24 protein-coding genes are annotated in these 20743 nt (G+C 62.9%); 18 read left to right on the top strand and 6 right to left on the bottom strand.

All coding sequences use genetic code 11. The features are described from left to right. The first annotated feature begins 95 nt into the window (after positions 1–95). The 10 genes from SJY08_RS11705 (at position 96) to SJY08_RS11660 (ending at position 8376) form a co-directional block, all read left to right on the top strand. Positions 96–2492 (top strand): putative monovalent cation/H+ antiporter subunit A, encoded by a 2397-nt coding sequence (locus tag SJY08_RS11705; RefSeq protein WP_377278569.1) that lies wholly within the window; start codon positions 96–98, stop codon positions 2490–2492. Further along, on the top strand, positions 2489–2908 hold the full coding sequence (locus SJY08_RS11700; RefSeq protein WP_377275779.1) for a Na+/H+ antiporter subunit B: 420 nt from the start codon (positions 2489–2491) through the stop codon (positions 2906–2908). The genes SJY08_RS11705 and SJY08_RS11700 overlap by 4 nt, the downstream gene beginning before the upstream one ends. Next, complete coding sequence (locus tag SJY08_RS11695; RefSeq protein WP_054149849.1) at positions 2908–3285, top strand: Na+/H+ antiporter subunit C; 378 nt, start codon at positions 2908–2910, stop codon at positions 3283–3285. Before SJY08_RS11700 ends, SJY08_RS11695 begins: the two co-directional genes overlap by 1 nt. A gap of 20 nt (positions 3286–3305) precedes the next feature. Continuing rightward, positions 3306–4886 (top strand): Na+/H+ antiporter subunit D, encoded by a 1581-nt coding sequence (locus SJY08_RS11690; RefSeq protein ID WP_377275776.1) that lies wholly within the window; start codon positions 3306–3308, stop codon positions 4884–4886. Continuing rightward, on the top strand, positions 4883–5356 hold the full coding sequence (locus SJY08_RS11685) for a Na+/H+ antiporter subunit E (RefSeq protein WP_377275774.1): 474 nt from the start codon (positions 4883–4885) through the stop codon (positions 5354–5356). The genes SJY08_RS11690 and SJY08_RS11685 overlap by 4 nt, the downstream gene beginning before the upstream one ends. Next, complete coding sequence (locus tag SJY08_RS11680; protein ID WP_377275772.1) at positions 5356–5751, top strand: cation:proton antiporter; 396 nt, start codon at positions 5356–5358, stop codon at positions 5749–5751. Before SJY08_RS11685 ends, SJY08_RS11680 begins: the two co-directional genes overlap by 1 nt. Continuing rightward, the gene (gene mnhG, locus SJY08_RS11675) at positions 5748–6077 is read left to right on the top strand and encodes a monovalent cation/H(+) antiporter subunit G (protein ID WP_069041839.1); all 330 of its coding nucleotides are present in this window, start codon (positions 5748–5750) and stop codon (positions 6075–6077) included. The genes SJY08_RS11680 and mnhG overlap by 4 nt, the downstream gene beginning before the upstream one ends. Before the next feature lie 406 nt (positions 6078–6483). After that, positions 6484–6912 carry a MucR family transcriptional regulator gene (locus SJY08_RS11670; RefSeq protein WP_054149844.1) on the top strand — a complete coding sequence of 143 codons (429 nt, stop codon included), beginning with the start codon at positions 6484–6486 and terminating at the stop codon, positions 6910–6912. A 237-nt stretch (positions 6913–7149) separates the two neighbouring features. Next, complete coding sequence (locus SJY08_RS11665; protein WP_153761785.1) at positions 7150–7578, top strand: helix-turn-helix domain-containing protein; 429 nt, start codon at positions 7150–7152, stop codon at positions 7576–7578. A gap of 15 nt (positions 7579–7593) precedes the next feature. Next, positions 7594–8376, top strand: a complete 783-nt coding sequence (locus SJY08_RS11660) for a DUF6456 domain-containing protein (protein WP_377275769.1) — start codon at positions 7594–7596, stop codon at positions 8374–8376. A gap of 7 nt (positions 8377–8383) precedes the next feature. On the opposite strand, the gene SJY08_RS11655 is transcribed toward SJY08_RS11660, so the two are convergent. Next, positions 8384–8800 (bottom strand): SufE family protein, encoded by a 417-nt coding sequence (locus SJY08_RS11655; RefSeq protein ID WP_377275767.1) that lies wholly within the window; start codon positions 8798–8800, stop codon positions 8384–8386. Positions 8801–9080: 280 nt separating this feature from the next. Next, positions 9081–9545 carry a DUF5330 domain-containing protein gene (locus SJY08_RS11650; protein ID WP_069041837.1) on the bottom strand — a complete coding sequence of 155 codons (465 nt, stop codon included), beginning with the start codon at positions 9543–9545 and terminating at the stop codon, positions 9081–9083. A gap of 500 nt (positions 9546–10045) precedes the next feature. Between SJY08_RS11650 and SJY08_RS11645 the strand changes: the two genes are divergently transcribed. Next, a complete protein-coding gene (locus tag SJY08_RS11645) occupies positions 10046–11545 on the top strand; it encodes a sensor histidine kinase (protein WP_377278567.1) in 1500 nt (499 codons plus the stop codon). After that, on the top strand, positions 11517–12527 hold the full coding sequence (locus SJY08_RS11640; RefSeq protein WP_377275764.1) for a peptidoglycan-binding protein: 1011 nt from the start codon (positions 11517–11519) through the stop codon (positions 12525–12527). Before SJY08_RS11645 ends, SJY08_RS11640 begins: the two co-directional genes overlap by 29 nt. Before the next feature lie 27 nt (positions 12528–12554). Here the strand turns inward: SJY08_RS11640 and SJY08_RS11635 are convergent, their stop codons facing one another. Beyond that, positions 12555–13535: a glycosyltransferase gene (locus tag SJY08_RS11635; protein ID WP_377275762.1), complete on the bottom strand. Its 981-nt coding sequence runs from the start codon at positions 13533–13535 to the stop codon at positions 12555–12557. 191 nt (positions 13536–13726) lie between these two features. Between SJY08_RS11635 and SJY08_RS11630 the strand changes: the two genes are divergently transcribed. The 4 genes from SJY08_RS11630 to SJY08_RS11615 all read left to right on the top strand — a co-directional run bounded on the left by SJY08_RS11630 (position 13727) and on the right by SJY08_RS11615 (position 16575). Continuing rightward, on the top strand, positions 13727–15187 hold the full coding sequence (locus tag SJY08_RS11630; RefSeq protein WP_377275760.1) for a methyl-accepting chemotaxis protein: 1461 nt from the start codon (positions 13727–13729) through the stop codon (positions 15185–15187). 167 nt (positions 15188–15354) lie between these two features. Further along, positions 15355–15678 (top strand): type II toxin-antitoxin system PrlF family antitoxin, encoded by a 324-nt coding sequence (locus SJY08_RS11625; protein ID WP_054149836.1) that lies wholly within the window; start codon positions 15355–15357, stop codon positions 15676–15678. Beyond that, a complete protein-coding gene (locus tag SJY08_RS11620) occupies positions 15671–16177 on the top strand; it encodes a type II toxin-antitoxin system YhaV family toxin (protein WP_377275757.1) in 507 nt (168 codons plus the stop codon). Before SJY08_RS11625 ends, SJY08_RS11620 begins: the two co-directional genes overlap by 8 nt. 50 nt (positions 16178–16227) lie before the next feature. Then, on the top strand, positions 16228–16575 hold the full coding sequence (locus SJY08_RS11615) for a DUF1491 family protein (RefSeq protein WP_377275755.1): 348 nt from the start codon (positions 16228–16230) through the stop codon (positions 16573–16575). Positions 16576–16736: 161 nt separating this feature from the next. Here the strand turns inward: SJY08_RS11615 and SJY08_RS11610 are convergent, their stop codons facing one another. Further along, complete coding sequence (locus SJY08_RS11610) at positions 16737–17825, bottom strand: DUF2336 domain-containing protein (protein WP_377275753.1); 1089 nt, start codon at positions 17823–17825, stop codon at positions 16737–16739. Positions 17826–18213: 388 nt separating this feature from the next. On the opposite strand from SJY08_RS11610, the gene SJY08_RS11605 reads away from it, so the two are divergent. Both SJY08_RS11605 and SJY08_RS11600 read left to right on the top strand, forming a co-directional pair. Beyond that, positions 18214–18426: a hypothetical protein gene (locus tag SJY08_RS11605; protein WP_054149833.1), complete on the top strand. Its 213-nt coding sequence runs from the start codon at positions 18214–18216 to the stop codon at positions 18424–18426. Between the two features lie 220 nt (positions 18427–18646). Then, a complete protein-coding gene (locus tag SJY08_RS11600; protein ID WP_377275750.1) occupies positions 18647–19585 on the top strand; it encodes an HD-GYP domain-containing protein in 939 nt (312 codons plus the stop codon). Between the two features lie 7 nt (positions 19586–19592). Here the strand turns inward: SJY08_RS11600 and SJY08_RS11595 are convergent, their stop codons facing one another. Both SJY08_RS11595 and SJY08_RS11590 read right to left on the bottom strand, forming a co-directional pair. Continuing rightward, complete coding sequence (locus SJY08_RS11595; protein ID WP_377275748.1) at positions 19593–20144, bottom strand: DUF1254 domain-containing protein; 552 nt, start codon at positions 20142–20144, stop codon at positions 19593–19595. Continuing rightward, positions 20141–20725 (bottom strand): DUF1214 domain-containing protein, encoded by a 585-nt coding sequence (locus SJY08_RS11590; protein ID WP_054149830.1) that lies wholly within the window; start codon positions 20723–20725, stop codon positions 20141–20143. The genes SJY08_RS11595 and SJY08_RS11590 overlap by 4 nt, the downstream gene beginning before the upstream one ends. Positions 20726–20743 lie beyond the last annotated feature (18 nt).

Raw genomic sequence — 20743 nt, 5'->3', positions numbered from 1 at the left:
TTGAGACAAAGGTTGGCTTGTCCTAACACGTGCCACCTTGTATCGACTGATGATCGAGCGCTGATCGTTGCCCACGGGGAGATGGAATGCCTGAGATGACGAGCGACATGACCTGGGTCGCCATGCTGTTGCCGTTTGCCGCCGCCGTTCTGGCGCCGTGGATCGTCTCCCGTCTCGGTGCAAACGGCGCCTGGGTCCTGGCGCTGGCGCCGGCGCTCGCCTTTGCCCATTTCGCCGGCTTCCTGACCGAGATCGCCAACGGCGAGCGGGTGACCGGCGGTTATGCCTGGGTGCCGAGCCTGAACCTCTCCTTCTCCTGGTTCATCGATGGCCTGTCGCTCACCTTCGCGCTGCTGATCACCGGCATCGGCACGCTGATCGTGCTCTATGCCGGCGGCTACATGAAGGGCCATCCGCAGCAGGGCCGGTTCATCGGCTTCATTCTGCTCTTCATGGGCGCCATGCTGGGCCTCGTCGTCTCCGACAGCTTCCTGATGCTCTTCGTCTTCTGGGAGCTGACCTCGATCACCTCCTTTCTGCTGATCGGCTTCGACCACACGCGTGAAGCCTCGCGCCGTGCGGCCTTGCAGGCGCTGGTCGTCACCGGCGGCGGCGGCCTGATCCTCTTGGCCGGCATGATCTTCATCTGGAACATCACCGGCGTCAGCCAGCTGTCGTTGCTGCTCTCGACTGGTGACGCGCTGCGTGAAAGTCCCTTCTATCTTGCAGCCCTGTTGCTCGTGCTCGGCGGCGCCTTCACCAAGTCGGCCCAGTTCCCCTTCCATTTCTGGCTGCCCAACGCCATGGAGGCGCCGACCCCGGTCTCGGCCTATCTGCATTCGGCCACCATGGTGAAGGCCGGCGTCTATCTCCTGATGCGCTTGAACCCGGTCATGGGCGAAACGCCCGCCTGGGAAATCCTGCTGCCCTTCTTCGGAGGCATCACCCTGATCGTCGGCTCGGTGCTCGCCGTCCGCCAGACGGATCTGAAGCTGATGCTCGCCTACACGACGGTCGCCTCGCTCGGCCTGCTCGTCATGCTGACCGGCTTCGACACCGAGCATGCGGTCGAGGCGGCGGTGCTCTATCTCGTCGCCCATTCGCTGTTCAAGGGCGCGCTCTTCATGGTCGCGGGCGCGATCGACCACGAGGCAGGTACCCGTGACATCACGAAACTGGGTGGCCTCGGTAAGCTGATGCCGATCACCTTCGCCGCCGCCATTCTCTCCGGCGTTTCCATGGCCGGCCTGCCGCCGCTGTTCGGCTTTCTCGCCAAAGAAGAGATCTATTACGCGCTGGCCGGCGCCGAGCCGCGCGCCATCCTCTTCACGGCCGTGGCCGTCATCGGCAATGCGCTGATGTTCGTCATCGCCTTCGCCGTCGGGCTCAAGCCCTTCATTGGTAAGGAAGGCAAGACCCCGAAACATGCCCATGAGGGCCCCGTGCTCCTGTGGATCGGCCCGCTGACGCTCGCCATACTCTCGCTCGGCGGCGCGCTCTTCTCCGGTCTTGCCCATCGCTTCATTTCGTCGCCCATGGCTAGCGCCGTCGATGGTGAAGTCCAGACCGTGACCATCGGCCTGATCCCCTCGCTCGGTGCCGCCCTCGCGCTGTCCGTGCTGACGGTGCTGATCGGCCTCGTGCTCTATCTCGGCCTCGAGCGCCTGAGGGCCGCCGTCGATCGTCTCGTCATCGGCCTCGGCATCAGCCCCGACCGCGGCTTCGACCATTTCATCTCCGGCCTCGTGCGTTTCTCGACCAGCGTTACGCGCTTCGTCCAGAACGGCCGGCTTGAAACCTATGTCACTCTCTCCTTCATCTTCGTTGCGGTCGTGCTTCTGGCGACGCCGGTGATGTTCGGCGAACTTCCGACTGCGATTCCACTCCCGTCGGAAATCGATCTGCATGAAATGGCGATCCTGGTGATCGCGGTCATCGGCGTCATTGCCGTGCTCACGGCCAAGGACCGCCTGACGGCCATCGTCTGCCTTGGCATCCAGGGCTTTGCCATCGCCGTCATCTTCCTGCTGTATGGCGCACCGGACCTCTCCTTCACCCAGTTCATGGTCGAAACACTGTCGGTCATCATTCTGGCGCTGGTCATGACCCGCCTCAGGCTGTCGCTCGCCGACCATCGCCCGATGGCGGCGCGCCTGTTCGATGGTTCGCTGGCCATCGCCTGCGGTCTCGGCTTCGGCCTGATGCTGGTGGCCTCGACTTCGGGTCCCTTCGATGGTTCGCTGTCCGCCTTCTTTGGCGAGCACTCCAAGATCATCGCCCACGGCGCCAATGTCGTGAACGTCATCATCGTCGATTACCGCGGTGTTGATACCCTGGGTGAGATCGCTGTCGTGATGATCACCGGCCTGTCGATCCTGGCCTTGATCCGCATCCGGGTGGGTGGCGCTCCGGCAGTTGCGGCCGTGACCCCGACGACCCCCTCCGCCGCGGTGGCCCGTCCGAGCAAGACGAAAGGTGGCAAGCGCTCATGAACACCCTGATCTTCCGAACCTTCGCACCCTTTCTCACCGCGCTGATGCTGGTCTTTTCGATCTTCGTCCTGTTGCGCGGCCATAACGAGCCCGGTGGTGGCTTCATCGGCGGGCTGATCGGCGCTGCGGCCTTTGCCATGTACGGCATCGCCTTCGGCGTCCAGGCCGTGCGCCGCGCCATGGTTTTCCATCCGATGTCGATCGCCGGCTTTGGCCTGCTGGTCTCGACCCTGTCCGGCTTCATCTCCGCGCCGCTCGGTTACCCCTTCATGACCGGTATCTGGGTCTATCCGAGTCTCTTCGGTGTCGACGTGCCGCTGGCGACGGTGATTTCCTTCGACATTGGCGTCTATCTCGTGGTCGTCGGCACCTTCGCCTCGATCGCGCTTGCACTCGAAGAAAGGGATGACGGCTGATGGAAGTCATCTTCTCGCTCGTCGTCGGTATTTTCTTTGCCGCCGCCGTCTATCTGATGCTGTCGAAAAAGATCGTCCGCATCCTGCTGGGCATCGTGTTGCTCGGCAATGCCGTCAACATGCTGCTCTTCACCGCCGGTCGACTGACCCCGTCGATTCCGCCGATCATTCCGGGCGGCGTCGACGTGCTGCCGGCTGGCACCGCCAATCCGCTGCCGCAGGCTCTCATCCTGACGGCGATCGTCATTTCCTTCTCCTTCTTCTGCTTCCTGCTGGTGCTGAGTTATCGCGCCTACCAGGACCTCGGCACTGACGACACGGGTGAAATGCGTGTCGCCGAGCCGATGGACGAGCCGCTGCCGCCGAGCGGCTACTGAGCGGGAGACACGAGGACCACATGGCTGCCCCCACAACGACCCCTGCCGACTACGCTAGCGCCTATGTCATGGAGCCGATGACGGCTGCCGACTGGCTCGCGGTTACGCCGATGGCGCTCTGCATTGCCTTCGGCGCGATCCTGATGATGATCCGCCACCGCACCCACTGGCATCCGCCGGTGGCACTGACGGGACTGGCGCTGCTCGTCCTCAACAACGGGCTGCTGCTCGCCAAGGTCATGGTCGATGGCCCCCTGACCATGATGATGGGCCGCTGGCTGCCACCCTTCGGCATTGCCATCACCGTCGACCTTTCCGGTGCGTTGCTGGCGCTGTCCGCCGCCATCGTCGCCTTCTGCGGCGCGCTCTACGCCCATGTCGAGATCAACAACAGCGGTCGCCGCTATGGCTTCTACCCGCTTTTGATGCTGCTGATGGCCGGCGTCTGCGGTGCCTTCCTGACCGGCGACATCTTCAACCTCTATGTCTGGTTCGAAGTGCTGCTGATCTCCTCCTTCGGTCTCTTGATCCTCGGGTCCGAGCGGGAGCAGATCGATGGCGCGCTGAAATATGCGGTCCTCAACCTGATGGCGACGACGCTGTTCCTGATCGCTGTCGGTTATCTCTACGCCATCTTCGGCACGCTCAACATGGCCGACATCGCCATGAAGGTCCCGCAATATGCCGAAACCGCGCCGCTGATGACGCTGACGGCGCTCTTCATTCTGGCCTTCTCGATGAAGGCTGCGGCCTTCCCGGTGAATTTCTGGCTGCCGGCCTCCTATCACACGCCGCGCGTCGTCGTGTCGGCGCTGTTTGCCGGCCTGCTCACCAAGGTCGGTGTCTACGCGCTGTTCCGCGTCGTGGTCATGCTCTTCCCCGTCGAGCGTGAGGCGCTGAGCCTCGTCATCGCGATCGTCGCAGCACTCACCATGATCTTCGGCGCGATCGGCGCACTCGCCCAGAACGATATCCGCCGCTTCCTCGGCTTCGTCGTCATTGCCGGCATCGGCAACATGATGGCCGGCGTGGCGATCGGCGGCGACATGGCCGTGGGCGCGGCAATCTTCTATGCGCTGCACTCCATCCTCCTGATGACGGCGCTCTACCTGGTCGCCGGTGAGATCGGCCGCATCGGCGGCAGCTTCCGCCTCGACCGCGTCGCAGGCCTCTGGACCGCAGCGCCTGCCTTCGCCGCGATTTCGCTCGCGTTGTTCTTCGCCGCAAGCGGCCTTCCGCCCTTCTCCGGCTTCTGGCCTAAGGCGCTCCTGGTCAAGGCCTCCATCGATATCGGCGCCTGGTGGCTGGCCGCTTCCGTGCTCGTCTCCGGCTTCCTGACAACGATCGCCTTTGGCCGCGTATTCCTCTTCTCCTTCTGGCGCCCGGTCGCAGCCGCAGGCCGCGAGCAGCCTACGGCTGTCCCGGCCTCGACGGGTGCGCTACGCTGGCGTTTCACGCCGATTGTCATCCTGACCGGTTTCGTGGTCTGGTTCGGCCTCTTCCCGGACAGCCTGATCGTCGTCACGCAGCAGGCCGCCGCCGGTCTTTCGGATCCCACCGCCTATATCCGCTCCGTCTTCCCTGAAGGAGGTGCCCGATGAGCCTTTATGCACTTAGCATGCTGATGGCGGTGATCTGGGCCACCGTCTCCGGCAGCTTCACGGTCCCCAATCTGATCTTCGGCTTCGTCATCTCGCTCTTGACGCTCTACCTGTTGCGCGAGCGTTTCGTCGGTCGCGACTACACGAGCCGCTTCCGCCGCGTGCTGGCTCTGGTCCTGCTCTTTCTTGTCGAGCTCGCCAAGTCCGCCTGGCGTGTCGCGACGCTTGTGCTCAAGCCGAAGATGGATCTGAAGCCCGGGATCTTCGCCTTTCCGCTGACGGTCAAGAGCGATTGGGAGATCTCGCTTCTCGCCAATCTCATCACGCTGACCCCGGGCACGCTCTCGGTCGACGTGTCCGATGACCGCACAACCCTTTACATCCACGCGATTGACTGCTCCGACGTCGAGGCCGCCCGCCGTGACATCGCCGAGGGCTTCGAGAAGAAGATCATGGAGGCATTTGCCTGATGACCCCTGAACTCATCGTCGAATTCGCATCCGTCGTCGCCATCGTCATCCTCGTGATTGCCCTGTTGATGACCGTCTACCGCGTCGTCGTCGGTCCGACCCTGCCGGACCGCGTCATCGCCCTCGACATGCTGGTCGGCATCGTCATCGGCTTCATCGCCGTCATTGCGCTCAGAACCGGCTATACGCTCTATATCGACATCGCGATTGCGCTTGGTCTCGTCGGCTTCCTGGCAACGGTCGCCTTTGCCCGCTTCATCCTGGCGCGCGGCTGCGTCGGGGAAGGGGAGCGGGTTGAGGCTGGTCGCGGACCGTCGAAGCCGGCAAAGACAAAGACGGCCAAGAACGTCAAGGCAAGCAAACCGGCCGGATCTCTCGGCAAGGAGGGAAAATGATTTCGCTTCTCGCAGCCATCGCCATCGCCGTTCTGACCATCGGCGGCGCGCTCTTCTCCCTGATCGCAGCAATCGGCCTCAATCGCCTGCCGGACCTCTATACGCGGATGCATGCGGCCTCCAAGGCCGGCACGGTCGGGTCCGGCCTGCTGCTGCTCGCCGTTGGCCTGCATGCGGCCGATGTCGCGACCTTCGGCCGTGCCCTGGCCGGCATCATCTTTTTCGTCCTGACAGCCCCGATTTCCGCTCATCTTCTTGCCCGTGCGGCCCACAAGGTTGGCTATAAGCTGTCATCCGCGTCGGTACGTGACGATATGATGTCATGATGAAACGGCTGATATTTCTGGTTGAGTGAGCGTCTCTATTGAAATCCTAGCTATTCTGCCCAGTGCAAAATGCCTGATCGGCAAATAGAAAAGGTTTATACCCGTCAAATCTAGTAGAAATATCAGGTGGACATTTGCGGCGGGGGTGTTAATTCACTTTTGAGAGCGCTGGTCTGTTGCGTTCGTGGTATGTAGGCGAAGTGAACTGCCAGCTATTGGCAAGTCTAACACGTGATCTTGGCTGAATTCTGCGTAGCAAAATGCCGGACGGTTTGGGGCCGACCCGGCAAATTGGTGATCTTCATGGGGGTGTCTTTCGCTTTCCCTGTCCGGCCGGATCGGGAAGACATGTAAACTATTGTCTGCAGGGGCGGCGGCCCCTTCGGGATCTGAACAGGAGAATTGAATGACTGAAACCCAGCAGGGCCCAAGCCAGCAGTTGCTGGTCGAACTGACCGCTGACATCGTCTCTGCCTATGTCAGCAACCACGTCGTCCAGGTCAGCGACCTGACCAACCTGATTGCCGATGTGCATATGGCCCTGAACAACACCGCTTCGCCGGTTCCGGCCCCCGTGGTCGTCGAAAAGCCGAAGCCGCCTGTTCCGATCCGCAAGTCGATCGAGGATGATTATCTGATCTGCCTCGAAGACGGCCAGAAGTTCAAGTCGCTGAAGCGACACCTGATGACCCACTACAACATGACCCCGGAAGAGTACCGCGAGAAGTGGGGCCTGCCGGCCGACTACCCGATGGTTGCCCCGGCCTATGCCGAAGCGCGCTCGCGTCTCGCAAAGGAAATGGGCCTCGGCCAGCGCCGCAAGCGCGCCAAGTAAGCCTTCTTTGGTTTCTCGCGACGCGAGGAAGATCAGGCCGGTCCCGCGACCGGCCTTTTTTGCATTGATGGATAGGAAAAAGATCCTCTTTCAATTGTCGACTGCCATGCTCGCCGCGACGGCAGTCAGCTTTCGATGATTTGAGGGATCACAGCGATGCCCCTAAAATCATGGGGTTCACATTCTCTCAGGCTCTGCTAGCTTTTATAGGAATAAAATCCTTTATTGGAACGCGCCATGACCCCTGACGACCCCATCAGCACACCACCCGCGATTCTTCCCGTCGCACCATCGGTTGAATGGCAGCCCGCAGCCGAGGCGGATGATTTCTCCGAGCGTCCCCTGACGCCCGAGCGACGGCTGCTCTGCATGATCGTCCGGCAATTGACCGAGGAATTGCTGCGCGCCACAGGCCTCGAACATGATCAGGAGCCTGGCCGCCGGGCCACGAGCCATGTCCGCCAGGTGGCGATGTATGTCTGCCACGTCGCCTATTCGATGCCTATGGGAGAGGTCGCCCAGGCCTTTGGCCGCGATCGCACCACCGTTGGCCATGCCTGCCGCATGGTCGAAGACCGCCGCGACGACCGCGCTTACGACACCTTTGTCGCGATCGTCGAGCGCATGGCAAGTGCCGTCCATCTTATCGCCGGCAAGCGCATCTGAAGGAGAAGGCAGGTCATGACCCGCAGCGAACGAAAGCAGATCCGCCAGATCCTCCGACGGGCTTTGGCTGGCCCTCTGGAACAGCCTCCGCACGGTACCACCGTTCGGGTCGCCGCGTCGCCGGCCGAGGCTACGCCCGAGCTCCTCGCTCGCCTGGTGGCCGATGGCCTGCTTCTCCGCACGCCCGACGGACTGGCAGCTAGCCCCGAGACAGCCGCCTGGCTTCGCCGCGATCTCTGCGACCTGCCCGAGGAGGCCCATGCCGCTCAGCACCGCACGGTCGAGGTCGGTACGCTCGATATGCCGCAGGGCCGCCAGTCCGTGCGCCGCAACCTGCAGGAATCGCCGCTCTTTCCCCTGCTGCGCCTCAAGGAGAAGGACGGTCGTCCGTTTCTGCCAGATGAGGCTGTTGCCGCCGGCGAGCGTCTGGCAGCCGATTTCGACTTTGCCGGTCTGCAGCCGCGCATCACCGCCAGCTGGCAGCCGCGGCTCGCGACCCGCAACAAAGGCGCACCGCCGCCGGCAACCGACTTTGCCGATGCGACGCTCTCGGCCCGCACCCGCGTCAATCGTGCCGTCCAGGCCATGGGGCCGGAGCTTTCAGGCGTGGCGCTCGATGTCTGCTGCTTCGGCAAGGGCCTGGAAACCGTCGAACACGAGCGCCAGTGGCCGGCCCGTTCCGCCAAGCTGATGCTGCGCACCGCCCTCTTGTCGCTCGCCCGACATTATGCCCCGCCACCCGTCCGGCTCCGCGCCCGACACTGGGGCGACGAGGGCTTTCGCCCGGAGATCGGTTGAGGGACAGTCACACCAGCCGGCGTGCCGCCTCTTCTCGGATCCGCTGGATCATCGAGCGCAAACCGTTGGCGCGCTGCGCCGTCAGGTGTTCGAGAAGGCCGAGCTGCTTGAAGAGGTCGAGCGCATCGAAGCTGACCACGTCGGACGCCTTCTTGCCGGAATAGGCGGCAAGCACGATCGCGACGAGACCGCGCACGATGAAGGCGTCGCTGTCGCCACGAAAGGTCATGTTCGGATCGGCGCCGTCGCTTGAGGACACCGAGAGCCAGACCTGGCTCGCGCAGCCCTGCACCTTGTTCTCGGCGGACTTCTCGCTGTCGGGCAGATCCGGCAGTGCCTTGCCGAGCTCGATGACATAGCGCATCCTGTCCTCCCAATCATCCAGGAAGCCGAAGTCGTCGATCATCTCGTTCAAGTTAGCCATGCTGCACCCGCTTGTTACGTCGGACCCATATAGTTGAGACCGACAGGCTTTTGAACTGGCTGCGGCAATGAAAGCTGTCGATGCTTCAGGCGTGGGGTCTGGAAAAGAAAAAAGCCGCGCAGCTTGCGCCACGCGGCCCGGCAAATGCCGAATTCAGTCAGGGACAGGCAGACAGGCATCCGGTCTATGGCAGAACCGGCTGCAAGGCGGGGAGGGGGCGGCTGTCCGCCCCGGATTTCGTCAGATGACCGCGTGAGCGTCGGTCATGCGCCTCAAGCCCTCAGGGCTTCGGCGGCTGGTAGGGTTTCGGCAGATGCTTCGGCCGTTCCGTCGGTGTCACCGTGCCGGTGATAACGGGCGCTTCGGTTTCGGCACTGACGAGCTGCGGGCTCTCGACGTGAGGCCTGATGATCTCGACTGCGCCACTCTTCGGCGTCTGGATCCCGTCGGCCACAACTGCCGTGCCCTCATCGGTAAACTGCTGGTCGAGCAGCTGGTAGGCGACGAGCGCCCCTTCGCGGGCACGCTGACCGAGCGCCTGGAAAGTCTGGGCACCCTTTTCGCAAACCTCGGGCTTCTCGACGCAGAGCGAGGTGACATACTCATAGGCACCGCTTGCGGCGGTGATGGCGGCACCCATGTCGAAGCTGGCGCCATCCTTTTCCTCTGCAGGCGGGGCCGCGAGGAAGGACAGTGCGACAAGCGTCGCGGTACAATAGAAAGTTCCCTTGATCAGAAACCACATGGTCTTCACCAAATCCCTGTTGCCGGTCTTTGCCGGAACGGTCCGGGTTTCTCCCCAAACTCGTGAATTCCACCCTAGGTTTGATTCGCCAAAATCGATTTGCGAAAGACGGTCGGTTTTGATGCGAATTCGACTAAAATTTGAGTGATCTCCCCATTTCGGGACGCGTCCGTAAAACTTTAGCGGTCACCGTTAAGCATAAATGTGGCGCTGGCCCCGCAATCCACCGCTTTTGGCCTGGTGGCGCCGACACAAATCTTAACGGCCATCAGAAAACTTGAATGATTTCAGTGCTTACGCCCCGTTAACCATGATTTGGAAAGCCTCGTTCGGCTGTCCTGTTTCGGGTCAGAACGGCTAGGCCGGGGCCCTTCCGGGGCTCTGCCTTATCTATTCCTTAAGCGCGTCGGCCTATCCTCAGACCCATAAATCAGATGAACCGGTCGCGGATTTCTGGCGTGGTTGTATTGCGTAAAATGTCGGCTGCACTGACGGTAAAGATGGACGGGCTCCTGGCCCGCCTTCTGGTGCGTCATGCTGTCGGCCGTCCGGTCGACCGGGCCGAGATCGTCGCCTTGCGCCGCCTGACCCTTGCTGTTCTGCCCGCGGTCGTCGCCGTGCCCGCCATCCTCACTCTGGTCTTTGGCGTTGCGACCGGCCTGCCGATCGGTTTTGCCCTCGTCACCGCTCTTTATCTGCTCGCAGCCCTGGCGCTGGTCTCGGGCCTTCGCCTCGGAAGCGAGCAGGACGAGGCCGAGACGGCGATCGCCACCACCACGGCCGACCCTTATGAATACTGCCCCGGCCTGTTCCTGACACTCGACGCGACCGGCATCGTGCGCGCGGCCGGTGGTCGTGACCGCCAGATGTTCCTGTCTTTCCTGCGCGAGCCGCTGTCGCGTGCCTTTGTCGAACAGGTGCATGTCTCCGACCGTCTGGCCTTCGTCCAGGCGCTCGACGAGCTGCGCCTCGGTGCCGATGTCGTAGTAACCGATCTCAGGCTCGATCGCCCGGTGATCGGCCTCGATCAGGCACAGTTCCTCAATGTCCGTCTCGACATGACCGCCGTCCGGTCCGACGATGGCACGCTTGCCGGTGTCCGCGCCCAGATGCTCGATATCGAAGGCGAGATGCTGATGCGCGACGAGGTGGCTCGCAAGGAAGAAGAGGCAAGCGCCGCCCACGAGATCAAGAGCCGCTTCCTCGCTGCCGTCAGCCATGAGATGCGCACACCGCTCAACGCCATCCTCGGCTTTTCCGATATCCTGGCCGGTGAATATTTCGGCAAGCTCGAAAACGACCGCCAGCGCGAATATGTCCAGCTGATCCGCCAGTCCGGCGCGCACCTGCTCTCTGTCGTCAACACCATGCTCGACATGTCGAAGATCGAGGCCGGCCGCTACGAACTGATGCTCGAGGATGTCGATCTCGCGCAGTCGCTGACCGAATGCGAACGCATGCTTTCGCTGCAGGCCCAGACCAAGGGCGTCAAGCTGACCAGCCGTCTGCCCAAGGGGCTCGGCGAGATCTCGGCCGATGGCCGGGCACTGCGCCAGATCGTCATCAACCTCGTCGGCAATGCCATCAAGTTCACCGATGCCGGTGGCGCCGTGAACATCGATGCCACAAGACAGGGCAACGAAGTCACGATCAGCATCAGCGATACCGGTATCGGCATCTCGCCGGACAAGATGGCGCTGATCGGTCGCCCGTTTACACAAGTGCAGAACGATCTCAATCGCAACTACGAGGGTTCCGGCCTTGGGCTTTCGCTGGTAAAGGGATTGACGGCTCTCCATGGCGGCACGTTCAGGATCGAAAGCCGAGCAGGCGAGGGCACCGTGGTCCTGGTGACGCTGCCGGCGGACGGTTCGGGCGCCAGGGCTGCCCGTGAAACGAACATGGTCGAATTCCCGCCGCGCCTTGCCGAAGCGGGGAGTGATCTGACAAGGGGTGGGAAAGCACCGGGGCATGACGAAGCGAAAGCGAAAATCGCCTGAGAAGAAGACGGCGGGCTCAAAGGCCCTCCTGGTTCTCTCGACGGGCGCTGGCGCCCTTGCGCGGCTTGCCGGACGTCATCCGCGCGCCGTGGGTGGCGCCTTCTGCTTTACGCTGGTCTTCGGAACGATCGCCGCCAATGCCCTCTGGTACCAGCCTGGTCAGCATCCCTCGCCATTCCTGCGCACCCGCGATGCTGCCGATTTTAGCGTACTCGCCGGCACGCCGCGTAGCCCGCTGTTGAGCGAGCAGGACGCAGAAAACGTAACCACCTTCCGCATCGAACGCGAAAAGCCGGGCAGCGAGGCGGCGCCCTCGGATACGACCAATGCCCGCCCGGCGACCGCACCGGCTCAAACCGCGACATCAGTCTCTCCCGTGCCCGCCAGCCTTCCCGCCAATGCCGCGGAAACGGCGGGTCTCATTCGCCAGGTCCAGAGTGAACTCCTGCGCCGCGGCCTCTATGATGGCGATGCCGACGGCGTCATCGGGCCGCGCACCGAGACCGCGATTGCCATATTCCAGAAAACCGTCGGCATGGAGGCAAACGGCCTCGTGACGCCGGAACTCCTGGCGGCGCTGACGCTTGATCGCGGCATCACCGCCGCCGTTCCGGCGCAGCGCCCAGTGATGGATGTGGATGCGCCAGGCGAAGACCCAGTTGCCGCCGCGATCCGCAGCGCTGAAACCCAGGTTGTCACCGCGCCGCGGCGTCCTGTGACAGCCAGCCAGCCGGTTCCACCGAAAACCGTCGAACCGACGGCCCCGCCGCCGGTCCAGCAGGCGAACTTCGATCCGGGCCTCGTCATGGAAATCCAGCGCGGCCTCTCCAACATGGCCTACAAGAACATCCGCATTGATGGCGTGCCCGGCGAAGACACCCGTGCCGCCATCCGACGCTTCGAGCGCCACTACCAGCTGCCGGAAACCGGCGAGCCGAGCGCAGCGGTCCTGAAGAAGCTCAAGGCCATCGGTGCCTTGTGATCATGTGCCCCTGAAGCGACGGCGGCTTTAGTCTGTCCACGGCAGCAAGCCCTGATGTGGCGCGGCTGGCGCCGTGAAGCTTGTCGAATGCAGGCTCTCCCCCGCCTCGATGCGCTCGTAGAGCGACAGATAGCGCGCGGTCATGCGCTCCGCCGTGAAATTTTCCTGGAAGTGCGCGTGGATCGCCGCGCGGTCGAACCGCCCGATATCCCGGATCGCCTCAACCAGCACGTCGCCCTTGTCCGACAGGCAACCCACATGCTGCGGCACCAGTTCCGGCAGGGAACCGTAAGGCGTGGCAAAGACGGGCAGGCCGAAATACATCGCCTCGATCACCGCAAGCCCGAAAGGTTCGTGCCAGCGCACCGGGAAGAGCAGGCCAGCAGATCGCCCGAGAACGTCAGCCTTGCCCGCATCATCGACCATGCCGTGGAAACGAGCATTGGGATCGAGCGTCAGGCGCAGCCCCATTTTCAGGTTCAGGCGATAGCCGCCGAGCACATCAAGCCGCCGCCCGGCCTTTCGCGCGACACGGATCGCGCCCCGCACGTTCTTCACCTTCCAGGCCGCCTTGGCGAGAAAGGCGAGGGACTTACCGCCATGGCCAAGATCCGGCTCGGGATAGACGCGCGGATCGAGCCCGTTATGCACGAAGGCCGTGCCGCCATGGCGCGCGGCATGGTCGGCAGAGACGAAGATCGAGTTGCGGTGCAGCCGGGCGCCAGCGGCATTGCCATGGATCGTCTGACAGGCCTTGCCGTCGAAATCCGGATCGAGCCCGATATGGCTGTGAAAGACATCCGCCTCGCGCGGGATCTGCGCCTCGAGCGGCCGAGCGGGCTCGATGACGGTGAGCGGCCCATAGTGCCAGGTCGAGCCCGCCGGCCCCAGGAGCCCGACCACATGACCCTTTTCCGCAAGCGCGCGGCCAAGCCAGGCGATGATGCGTTCCGTCCCGCCGTAACGCAGCGCGGGAATGCGGGTATGAGTGGCGAGGACAATGTGCATGGCAGCCCTGGTTCACGTTTCTGTGATTTAGCATGCCGGATCGGTGTCCGACAATTCTCCAACGCCATGTGCGGATGGCATTCGACCAGCGCTCCCTGAAACTTTAGTCTAGGTGAGTTCTCGTGGTGCCTAAAGAAAGGCCTCATTAATCATACAGATGTTAGCATCCGTCGATTGGAGGAGGATGATCCATGACTGCAGCGATGAACGCGCGCTACGATGATGACCAGCAGGACGTGGCGGAGACCGCGCGGCCACCGGAAATCGATGCTGCCACCTTGCGCGGCATAGTCCAGCGCCTGGCCGAAGAGGCCTCGACGCTCGGCGTCGATCTCGTTGATATCGCTGGAGCGATCCAGGACGTCGCCGGCATTTCCAAACGCCATGCGGTGACCTTCGACGGCATTACCCGAACAGCGCTGTCGATCGCCGAAACCAATCGCGATGTCGCAAGCTCCCTGCGCGAGACCGATCAGACTGCGGGCGAAGCCCGCCGGATGCTGACCGACAGCGCGACCCGCCTGAGCGGCGCCGTCGACAAGATCGACCACATGGTCTCGACATCCGAGGAAATCGGCACAGAGATCGGCAGCTTCTCCCAGTCGCTCGCCGAGGTCGACAAGGTCGCCGAAGAGATCGGCACGATCGCCCGGCAGACCAATCTCCTGGCGCTGAATGCCGCGATCGAAGCTGCCCGTGCGGGCGAAGCCGGCAAGGGTTTTGCCGTAGTTGCAGCCGAAGTCCGCGCGCTCGCGCTGCAGACGTCCCAGGCGACCGGTGCCATCCAGGAAACCCTGAACCAGATCCGCCAGAAGATCGTCCGCCTGAACGATGCCGGCCGTGGTGCGACCGCCAGCGCCCGCGACGTGCGCGAGACCTCCCAGGCGATGAACCACTCCTTCTCCGCCATGGAGCAGGTCATCACCCGCATTCTCGACGGCTCCTCTGCGATGGCTCAGACGACCGACCGGGTCGATCGCCAGTGCTCGGAATTCGTCGCGACCTTGAGCGACATGTCCGCCGAAGTCCGCCAGTCCGACCATCACCTGCAGCAGACCGCAGGCCGTGTGGACAAGGTGGTGGCTCTCTCGGAAACGCTGATCCAGCTGACCGCAAGTGCCGGCATCCGCACGGCCGACAGTGACTGGATCGACACCGCCGTCGATGTTGCCGCCCGCATTTCCCACGCCTTCCAGCAGGGCGTCGACAGCGGCCGGATCCGTACGGCCGACCTTTTCGATCGCAATTATCGTCCGATCCCGGGAACTGATCCTGTGCAGATGATGACCGGTTTCACCGATTTCACCGACCAGGTCCTGCCCGGAATCATCGAGCCGGTTGCCGCCTCGTCGGACCGTATCGGCTTCTGTGCCGCCGTCGACGAAAACGGCTACCTGCCGACCCACAACAAGAAGTTCTCGGCGCCACAGCGCCCGGGCGACACGGTGTGGAACACCGCTAACTGCCGCAACCGCCGCATCTTCAATGACCGCGTCGGCCTCGCCGCCGGCCGCTCCACCGCCCCCTTCCTCGTCCAGACCTATCGTCGCGACATGGGCGGCGGCAATTTCGTCCTGATGAAGGACATCTCCGCCCCGATCTTCGTCGCCGGCAGGCATTGGGGCGGGTTAAGGCTGGCGGTGAAGGTGTAATCGTCCGATTGCAGTTGGCAACGATTGATCAAGATCGGCGTGTGCCTGTGCCAGGGAAACCCAAGTAGATGCAGCGTATCGGTCTTCTCAGTCGGATAGCCTTTTCATTGTCTTGCGCAGGCAATGCAGATGCATTACTTTGAGCCTTGTTTCCTGCGAGGCCGGCGATGACTATGCGACCCGACGAGATTTCGAAGCTCACCGACCGGTACCAGACGACGGTGCCGACGGGAGTGCGCAAGCAGTTGCAGCTTCGTAAGGGCGACCAGATCCGTTATCGTACCGATGCGAGCGGTCGGGTGTATATCGAAGCCATGGCTGAGGAGCGCGATCCGGCCCTCGGCTCATTCCTGGATCTTCTGGAACGAGATGTGATGGATCATCCCGAACGGCTGAAGCCGATGGAGGGAGCGCTGGTGCAGCGGATCGGAGCGCTGGTCGGAGATATCGCCGTCGATCTCGACGCGCCTCTGTCGCCCGAAGATGAGTGAAGTCCGCGCGCCCTTCGCCGCCAACGGCTGGGCCATCTATGCTCACCCGCTCTTTCTCGATCAGTTGATGACCCTCACGGACGAAGTCGAAGTGCGCAAGCGCCGTGACCCGGAGACTTGGCGTCGGAAGAATGCCTCGAAACGGCTGGCCGCCATCCTCAAGCTCGTGACGACTGATATCCCGGCCGATCCGGGCGCCCCGCAATTCCGTCAGGGTGACACGCTGGGCAGTCACCGCAAACACTGGTTCCGGGCAAAGTTCTTCCAGCAATACAGGCTGTTCTTTCGCTTCGACAGCAGCCGAAAGATCATCGTTTTCGTCTGGGTCAACGATGAAGATACACTTCGCGCCTACGGCAGTCGATCCGATGCCTATTCGGTCTTCAAGGGCATGCTCGACAATGGGCATCCGCCAGACGATTTCGATGCGGTCCTGAAAGAGGCCAAAGGGGCAGCCGCTCGCTTTGCGCAATTGATAAAGCCGGTCAACGAATCCTGAGCCCCTTCCAACCCTCGACGCCGCCCGCGCAATCCCCTAAACCCTTGCCCATGCGCATTCGCTCCGACATCTTCGTCTCCGCACTCAGCCGTCGCGTCTTCTCCGACGGCGGTTATGCCGCTGTTGTCGCCAAGGGCTCGGAGGCCTCGGGAGCGGTCTTCGTGCGCCAGCGCTTCCGCGATGGTCTGGAGACACTGTATGGCCCAGCCCCTCAGGCCATGATCGATGACGAGACACGCGACGACCGCGTGTTCGAGCCCCGCCTCGTTCGTGCCGAACCCGAGACCGTGGAGGCTCTGATCGCGCGTGAACAGAAGTTCGACAGTGACCTCTGGCTGGTCGAGATCGAGGTGGAGGATCTCGGTACATACCTGACACTGGCGGATACGAAGGATTGAGCGGCCAACAAGGCGCCATTCCACCCTCCCCTTGAGGGGGAGGGTCGGCGCGAAGAGCCGGGGTGGGGTGACCACTGGCTACGGCGGCTGCGAAAACCCACAAACAGGCACGACTATTGCCTGCTGCCTGCTGCCTACTGCCTACTGCCTATGTCCTGGGTCTACCGCTTGCGCGCCCTGAGCACCTGCCGCCCATGCTCGTCGCCCACGGGCTGACGCTTGGGGGCGGCCTGGTTGGCAGCGACGAGCGGGATACTGCTCGGTGACGCCGGGTGCTCAATGCCGTCACGCACCTCGGCCTGCATCTCGTCGCCGGCAAAGGTATAGCGGTCGGCACGGATCCAGCTGTCGATCCGGGCTTCGGCCTGGTCCGGGTCAATGCCGAACAGGAGGCTCTCCGCCCGGCTTGCACCATTCTCGCGACGCGCGAGATGCGGGTAGATGTGCTCCAGGATGAAGATCGCCTCGCGATCCTCCATGGCAACGCCGGCAAGCGTCGTTGCGAGCTGACGCCCGGAAATGTCGAGCAGGATGCGCTCGGCAAGCCAGCGGCTCGAGGTCAGCATGTCGGCGAGCGTCGTGGCAAAGAAGCCACCGTCATGGGTGCGGGCAAAGCGGACGAGCAGGGCGGTCTGCACCAGCGTCGCCTGGCGTCGGCCGAGCCGATCGCTGCGGGGCGGCCGCTGCTGAGCGGCCATACGCTTGATCGTCTGGCGCAGCGCCTCTTCGCGGCTCTCTGCTGCAGGCTCGGCCACAGCGTCTGATGCGGCGCCCGGCAGGTCGCGCATCTCGAGATCTGCCATCACGGTGTCGAAGCTCGAAGCCGGCATCTTGGCCTCCTGCAGAGGCTGCATTTCCGGCGTCTGCTCATCTGCCTTCACCTTTTCCGGTCGCGGCGGCAGGGCATGGCGCAGCGACACCAGCGCGTCGATGACCGTTGGTGACAGCCGCTCGCGCTTGACGATGGCGCGGGCATGATCGGCACCTTGCGTGCGCGCGATCATGATCAGCATGTCGTCAGACAGCGCAGGCGACGAGGCGAGAAAGGGGGCGGCGACCGAAATCGGCTGAGAGGCGATGAAGGCGGCGACCGAGAGCGGCAGGTTCGGGCTCTGCGACAGGGCCGCGACAGCTTCCCGCCGCGCTTCGGCAGAGGATCCGGCAAACAGTGGCTGAAACAGCTCGGCAAATTGTCGGAGTTCCGACTTGCCGGGAAAGGAGAGCGCCTGGAAACTCGTGACCGTGGCCATCAGAACGACATCCTTGTTCCGCGCGCCGGCTGGCCTTTCAAGCTCCCTGAACTGTTCGCTCACGACTACCCACTCCAACGCAATACAGATGTGTGCGAGATTAGAACGAATTTGTTAGCAAGCTGTTAACTAACCTATGGCTTCTTGTGGACAGGCGGATGGTCAAGTCAGAAGATTCGCCGCATGTTTCTGATATTAGGCATATGCGTACCCCGTTTCGTGGGGTGAACCGCGACAGGGGGAACGCGTCGGAGAAAGGCGCAGATGACCCTGGTTTGTGTGAGACTTTCCGCAGCATAAACCGGATTGTGCCGGCCCTCGTAAATGGAGGGCAGGGCGAGATGACCCTCTCGACCCTCTCGATCTTTCTTCTCGAAAGGAGACGAGCATGGCGGATATCATCAGGATTTCGGACCGGCTGAACCCCTCGCGCCGCTCGGCAGGCACGCGTGAGCATAAGGCGGAGATCCTCTTCTTCACCGGCATCCGCTACGAGCGGCTGGATCCCAACGCCATCTGGCCGCGGGTGGAATTGCCGACCTTGCCGGCTCTACCGTCACCAAAGGGACCTTTTTTCGGACCCGACCGCCGGCCTTGCTGAGCAAGATCCTCTTATCATTCGCCGTTGCCGGCCATCGTCCGGCCTTCTGCGGCTGTTCGCTGTTCCGCGATCCAGGCCAAGTCGTCAATCCGATTCCAGCGATTCACCGGTTGTAAATCGTTTAAGTAGGATAAGATAAAACAAGAAGTCGTGGCAGGACGCCGCGATCAATCGCTGCCCCTCGGTACGGGCGCCTATTGCGGAGCCAGGTCGACGGCCCATGCTGATGAAGATTGCCAAGGATCGCATTCGCAAGGGAATGTTCATCGAAAGCGTCGCGTGCCCCAGCCAGGAATTCCCAAGACGCCGCTTCGTCCTGAAAGCGGACAAGGACATCGCCGCGATCCTCGCCTCCTCCGCGACCAACGTATCGATCAATCTCAGCCTTGGTGTTGATCTGGACGGACGCAAACCCGCTGTCGCCCCTGCAGCGGCCAAATCCGCAACAGGCGATCGCGCCCGCAGGGAAGCCGTGCGCGGAACGGTCAGCCAATGCGCAAAGATGCTGCGCTCCAGCCTCGGCGATATCGTGTCCGGCCGCTCCCTCGACATGTCCGAGCTGTCACGCGCCGCAGATGACAATGGCGAACTCTGGTCCGACAGCACCGCGATCGCTCTGGAGGTGACCCGCCTCAAGAGCAAGGACGAGACCACCTATGTCCACTCGCTCGCCGTCAGCGGTTTGATGACGCTTCTCGGACGCTCATTGCAGATGGACGATGAAACGGTGCGCATCCTCGGTGTCGCCGGCATGATGCACGATATCGGCAAGCTGCTGATCCCGAACGAAATCCTCAACAAGCCCGGCAATCTGACGGACCGCGAGCGCGTGGTCATCCGCAGCCACCCGGAGGCGGGTTACCAGCTTCTGAAGTCCTATCCGGAGATCCCGCAAGTTGTTCTCGACGTCTGCCGCCTGCATCATGAGGTTCTCGATGGCTCCGGCTATCCGCTCGGTCTGAAGCAGAAGGACTTGAGCCTGCCCGTTCAACTGAGCGCGGTCTGCGATGTCTTCGAGGCCCTGACATCCGTGCGTCCCTACAAGCGTCCCTGGTCGACATCACAGGCGCTCGACTGGATGTTTGCCCGTCCCCATCATTTCGATCGCAAGATGGTCATCCGTTTGGGCAGCGTGCTCAGCGACGGGCCGATCGGCTAAGACTTGTTCAGCGCCCGGTAAACGGCATGCATTCCGCATCGGCGAGAAACGCCGTGGCATCCGCCTCATAGCTTGCCTGCGGCGCCAGTACCCGCAGAACCACATAGCCTTCCAGGCCCGGATGCTCGACCAGGATGGTTTCGGCGAGCGCTGCGATCGGCGTCTTGCGGAGCTGCGCCACCTGCACCGGGGTCGCGACCAGCACGTCGAGATCGCCGGCAACGGAGGTGCGGTCGTTCATCGAGAAGACTTCGTTGGCGTCCCGGTCGTAGATCGCGACCGACCAGAAATCGACGCCGCCGCCAAGGGCAATGAGGGACAGCGGCTGGCGGGCAATGTCGAAATGGCAGACCGCGACCCGAAGATAAGGATCGAGGTTAGACAGGCCCACCGCATCGGGCGCAGCTGACAAAGGGTGGAAGACAAAGGGTGTGCCTTCGGCCGTCACCCTTGTATAGGCGTCGCGTCCGGTGAAATGCGGCACGCCGAGAATGATGATGATGTGCAGGAGCACCGCACCGAAGAAACCGGTCAGGATGGCATAGAGAAGCTTGCTCATTGGCCACATCCGATCTGCTCGATGACCGGCATGGCAAGACCGGACAGGCCCGTCGAGGCGGCCGCCGGGGTGTCGAGCAGTGTCAGCACCAGCTGGAATGAGCCGGCATCGGGGATTGCGAGCCAGTTTCCGGATTTTGCCGTGCGCGAGATCGTGATGTCGAATGTCCCGTCACGGCGCCTCAGAACCGTCTGGGAATTCTTCGCCGCCGGAAGTTCGGGACCTGCATCCAAGGGATTGCCGTCGGCATCGGCGGCATAAAGCGTCCACAGCCTCGCCGTGGGTGTGCGCCCGCTCATCCGGTAGGAGCAGGTCCCCGTCAGCGTCAACCCGTCCTTGTCGCGAGAGGCGGTGAACTGCAGCCCCTCGGCAGACCCGTAAAGCAGCCGCCCGCCCTTGGCCCGATGCGCCTTGGCGTAAGGATCGGCAGACGCCGTCTGCGCCGCCGGAAACGCCCGCCATCCCGCCACCTCGATTGCCCCGAACCCGACGGAGGCGTTCAACATCGACAACGCCGACAGGATCCCGCCTCCGAAGGCGATGACGAGCGCAGTGGCGACGATGAGGGGAACACGAAACACGGGCGGGTCGAGACCTTC

Origin of the sequence: Rhizobium sp. R86522 (assembly GCF_042466255.1) — a bacterium.
GTDB lineage: Bacteria > Pseudomonadota > Alphaproteobacteria > Rhizobiales > Rhizobiaceae > Allorhizobium.
The sequence above is the reverse complement of the archived record's forward strand: the minus strand, read 5'-3'. Positions and strand labels throughout refer to the sequence as shown.

Coding starts and splice junctions, on each gene's coding strand:
- SJY08_RS11670 (WP_054149844.1), top strand. CDS start 6,484: ATGACTGAAACCCAGCAGGGCCCAAGCCAGCAGTTGCTGGTCGAACTG.
- SJY08_RS11660 (WP_377275769.1), top strand. CDS start 7,594: ATGACCCGCAGCGAACGAAAGCAGATCCGCCAGATCCTCCGACGGGCT.
- SJY08_RS11685 (WP_377275774.1), top strand. CDS start 4,883: ATGAGCCTTTATGCACTTAGCATGCTGATGGCGGTGATCTGGGCCACC.
- SJY08_RS11680 (WP_377275772.1), top strand. CDS start 5,356: ATGACCCCTGAACTCATCGTCGAATTCGCATCCGTCGTCGCCATCGTC.
- SJY08_RS11620 (WP_377275757.1), top strand. CDS start 15,671: ATGAGTGAAGTCCGCGCGCCCTTCGCCGCCAACGGCTGGGCCATCTAT.
- SJY08_RS11640 (WP_377275764.1), top strand. CDS start 11,517: ATGACGAAGCGAAAGCGAAAATCGCCTGAGAAGAAGACGGCGGGCTCA.
- SJY08_RS11615 (WP_377275755.1), top strand. CDS start 16,228: ATGCGCATTCGCTCCGACATCTTCGTCTCCGCACTCAGCCGTCGCGTC.
- SJY08_RS11610 (WP_377275753.1), bottom strand. CDS start 17,825: ATGGCCACGGTCACGAGTTTCCAGGCGCTCTCCTTTCCCGGCAAGTCG.
- mnhG (WP_069041839.1), top strand. CDS start 5,748: ATGATTTCGCTTCTCGCAGCCATCGCCATCGCCGTTCTGACCATCGGC.
- SJY08_RS11625 (WP_054149836.1), top strand. CDS start 15,355: ATGACTATGCGACCCGACGAGATTTCGAAGCTCACCGACCGGTACCAG.
- SJY08_RS11665 (WP_153761785.1), top strand. CDS start 7,150: ATGACCCCTGACGACCCCATCAGCACACCACCCGCGATTCTTCCCGTC.
- SJY08_RS11695 (WP_054149849.1), top strand. CDS start 2,908: ATGGAAGTCATCTTCTCGCTCGTCGTCGGTATTTTCTTTGCCGCCGCC.
- SJY08_RS11635 (WP_377275762.1), bottom strand. CDS start 13,535: ATGCACATTGTCCTCGCCACTCATACCCGCATTCCCGCGCTGCGTTAC.
- SJY08_RS11650 (WP_069041837.1), bottom strand. CDS start 9,545: ATGTGGTTTCTGATCAAGGGAACTTTCTATTGTACCGCGACGCTTGTC.
- SJY08_RS11700 (WP_377275779.1), top strand. CDS start 2,489: ATGAACACCCTGATCTTCCGAACCTTCGCACCCTTTCTCACCGCGCTG.
- SJY08_RS11705 (WP_377278569.1), top strand. CDS start 96: ATGACGAGCGACATGACCTGGGTCGCCATGCTGTTGCCGTTTGCCGCC.
- SJY08_RS11690 (WP_377275776.1), top strand. CDS start 3,306: ATGGCTGCCCCCACAACGACCCCTGCCGACTACGCTAGCGCCTATGTC.
- SJY08_RS11630 (WP_377275760.1), top strand. CDS start 13,727: ATGACTGCAGCGATGAACGCGCGCTACGATGATGACCAGCAGGACGTG.
- SJY08_RS11600 (WP_377275750.1), top strand. CDS start 18,647: ATGCTGATGAAGATTGCCAAGGATCGCATTCGCAAGGGAATGTTCATC.
- SJY08_RS11645 (WP_377278567.1), top strand. CDS start 10,046: ATGGACGGGCTCCTGGCCCGCCTTCTGGTGCGTCATGCTGTCGGCCGT.
- SJY08_RS11595 (WP_377275748.1), bottom strand. CDS start 20,144: ATGAGCAAGCTTCTCTATGCCATCCTGACCGGTTTCTTCGGTGCGGTG.
- SJY08_RS11605 (WP_054149833.1), top strand. CDS start 18,214: ATGGCGGATATCATCAGGATTTCGGACCGGCTGAACCCCTCGCGCCGC.
- SJY08_RS11655 (WP_377275767.1), bottom strand. CDS start 8,800: ATGGCTAACTTGAACGAGATGATCGACGACTTCGGCTTCCTGGATGAT.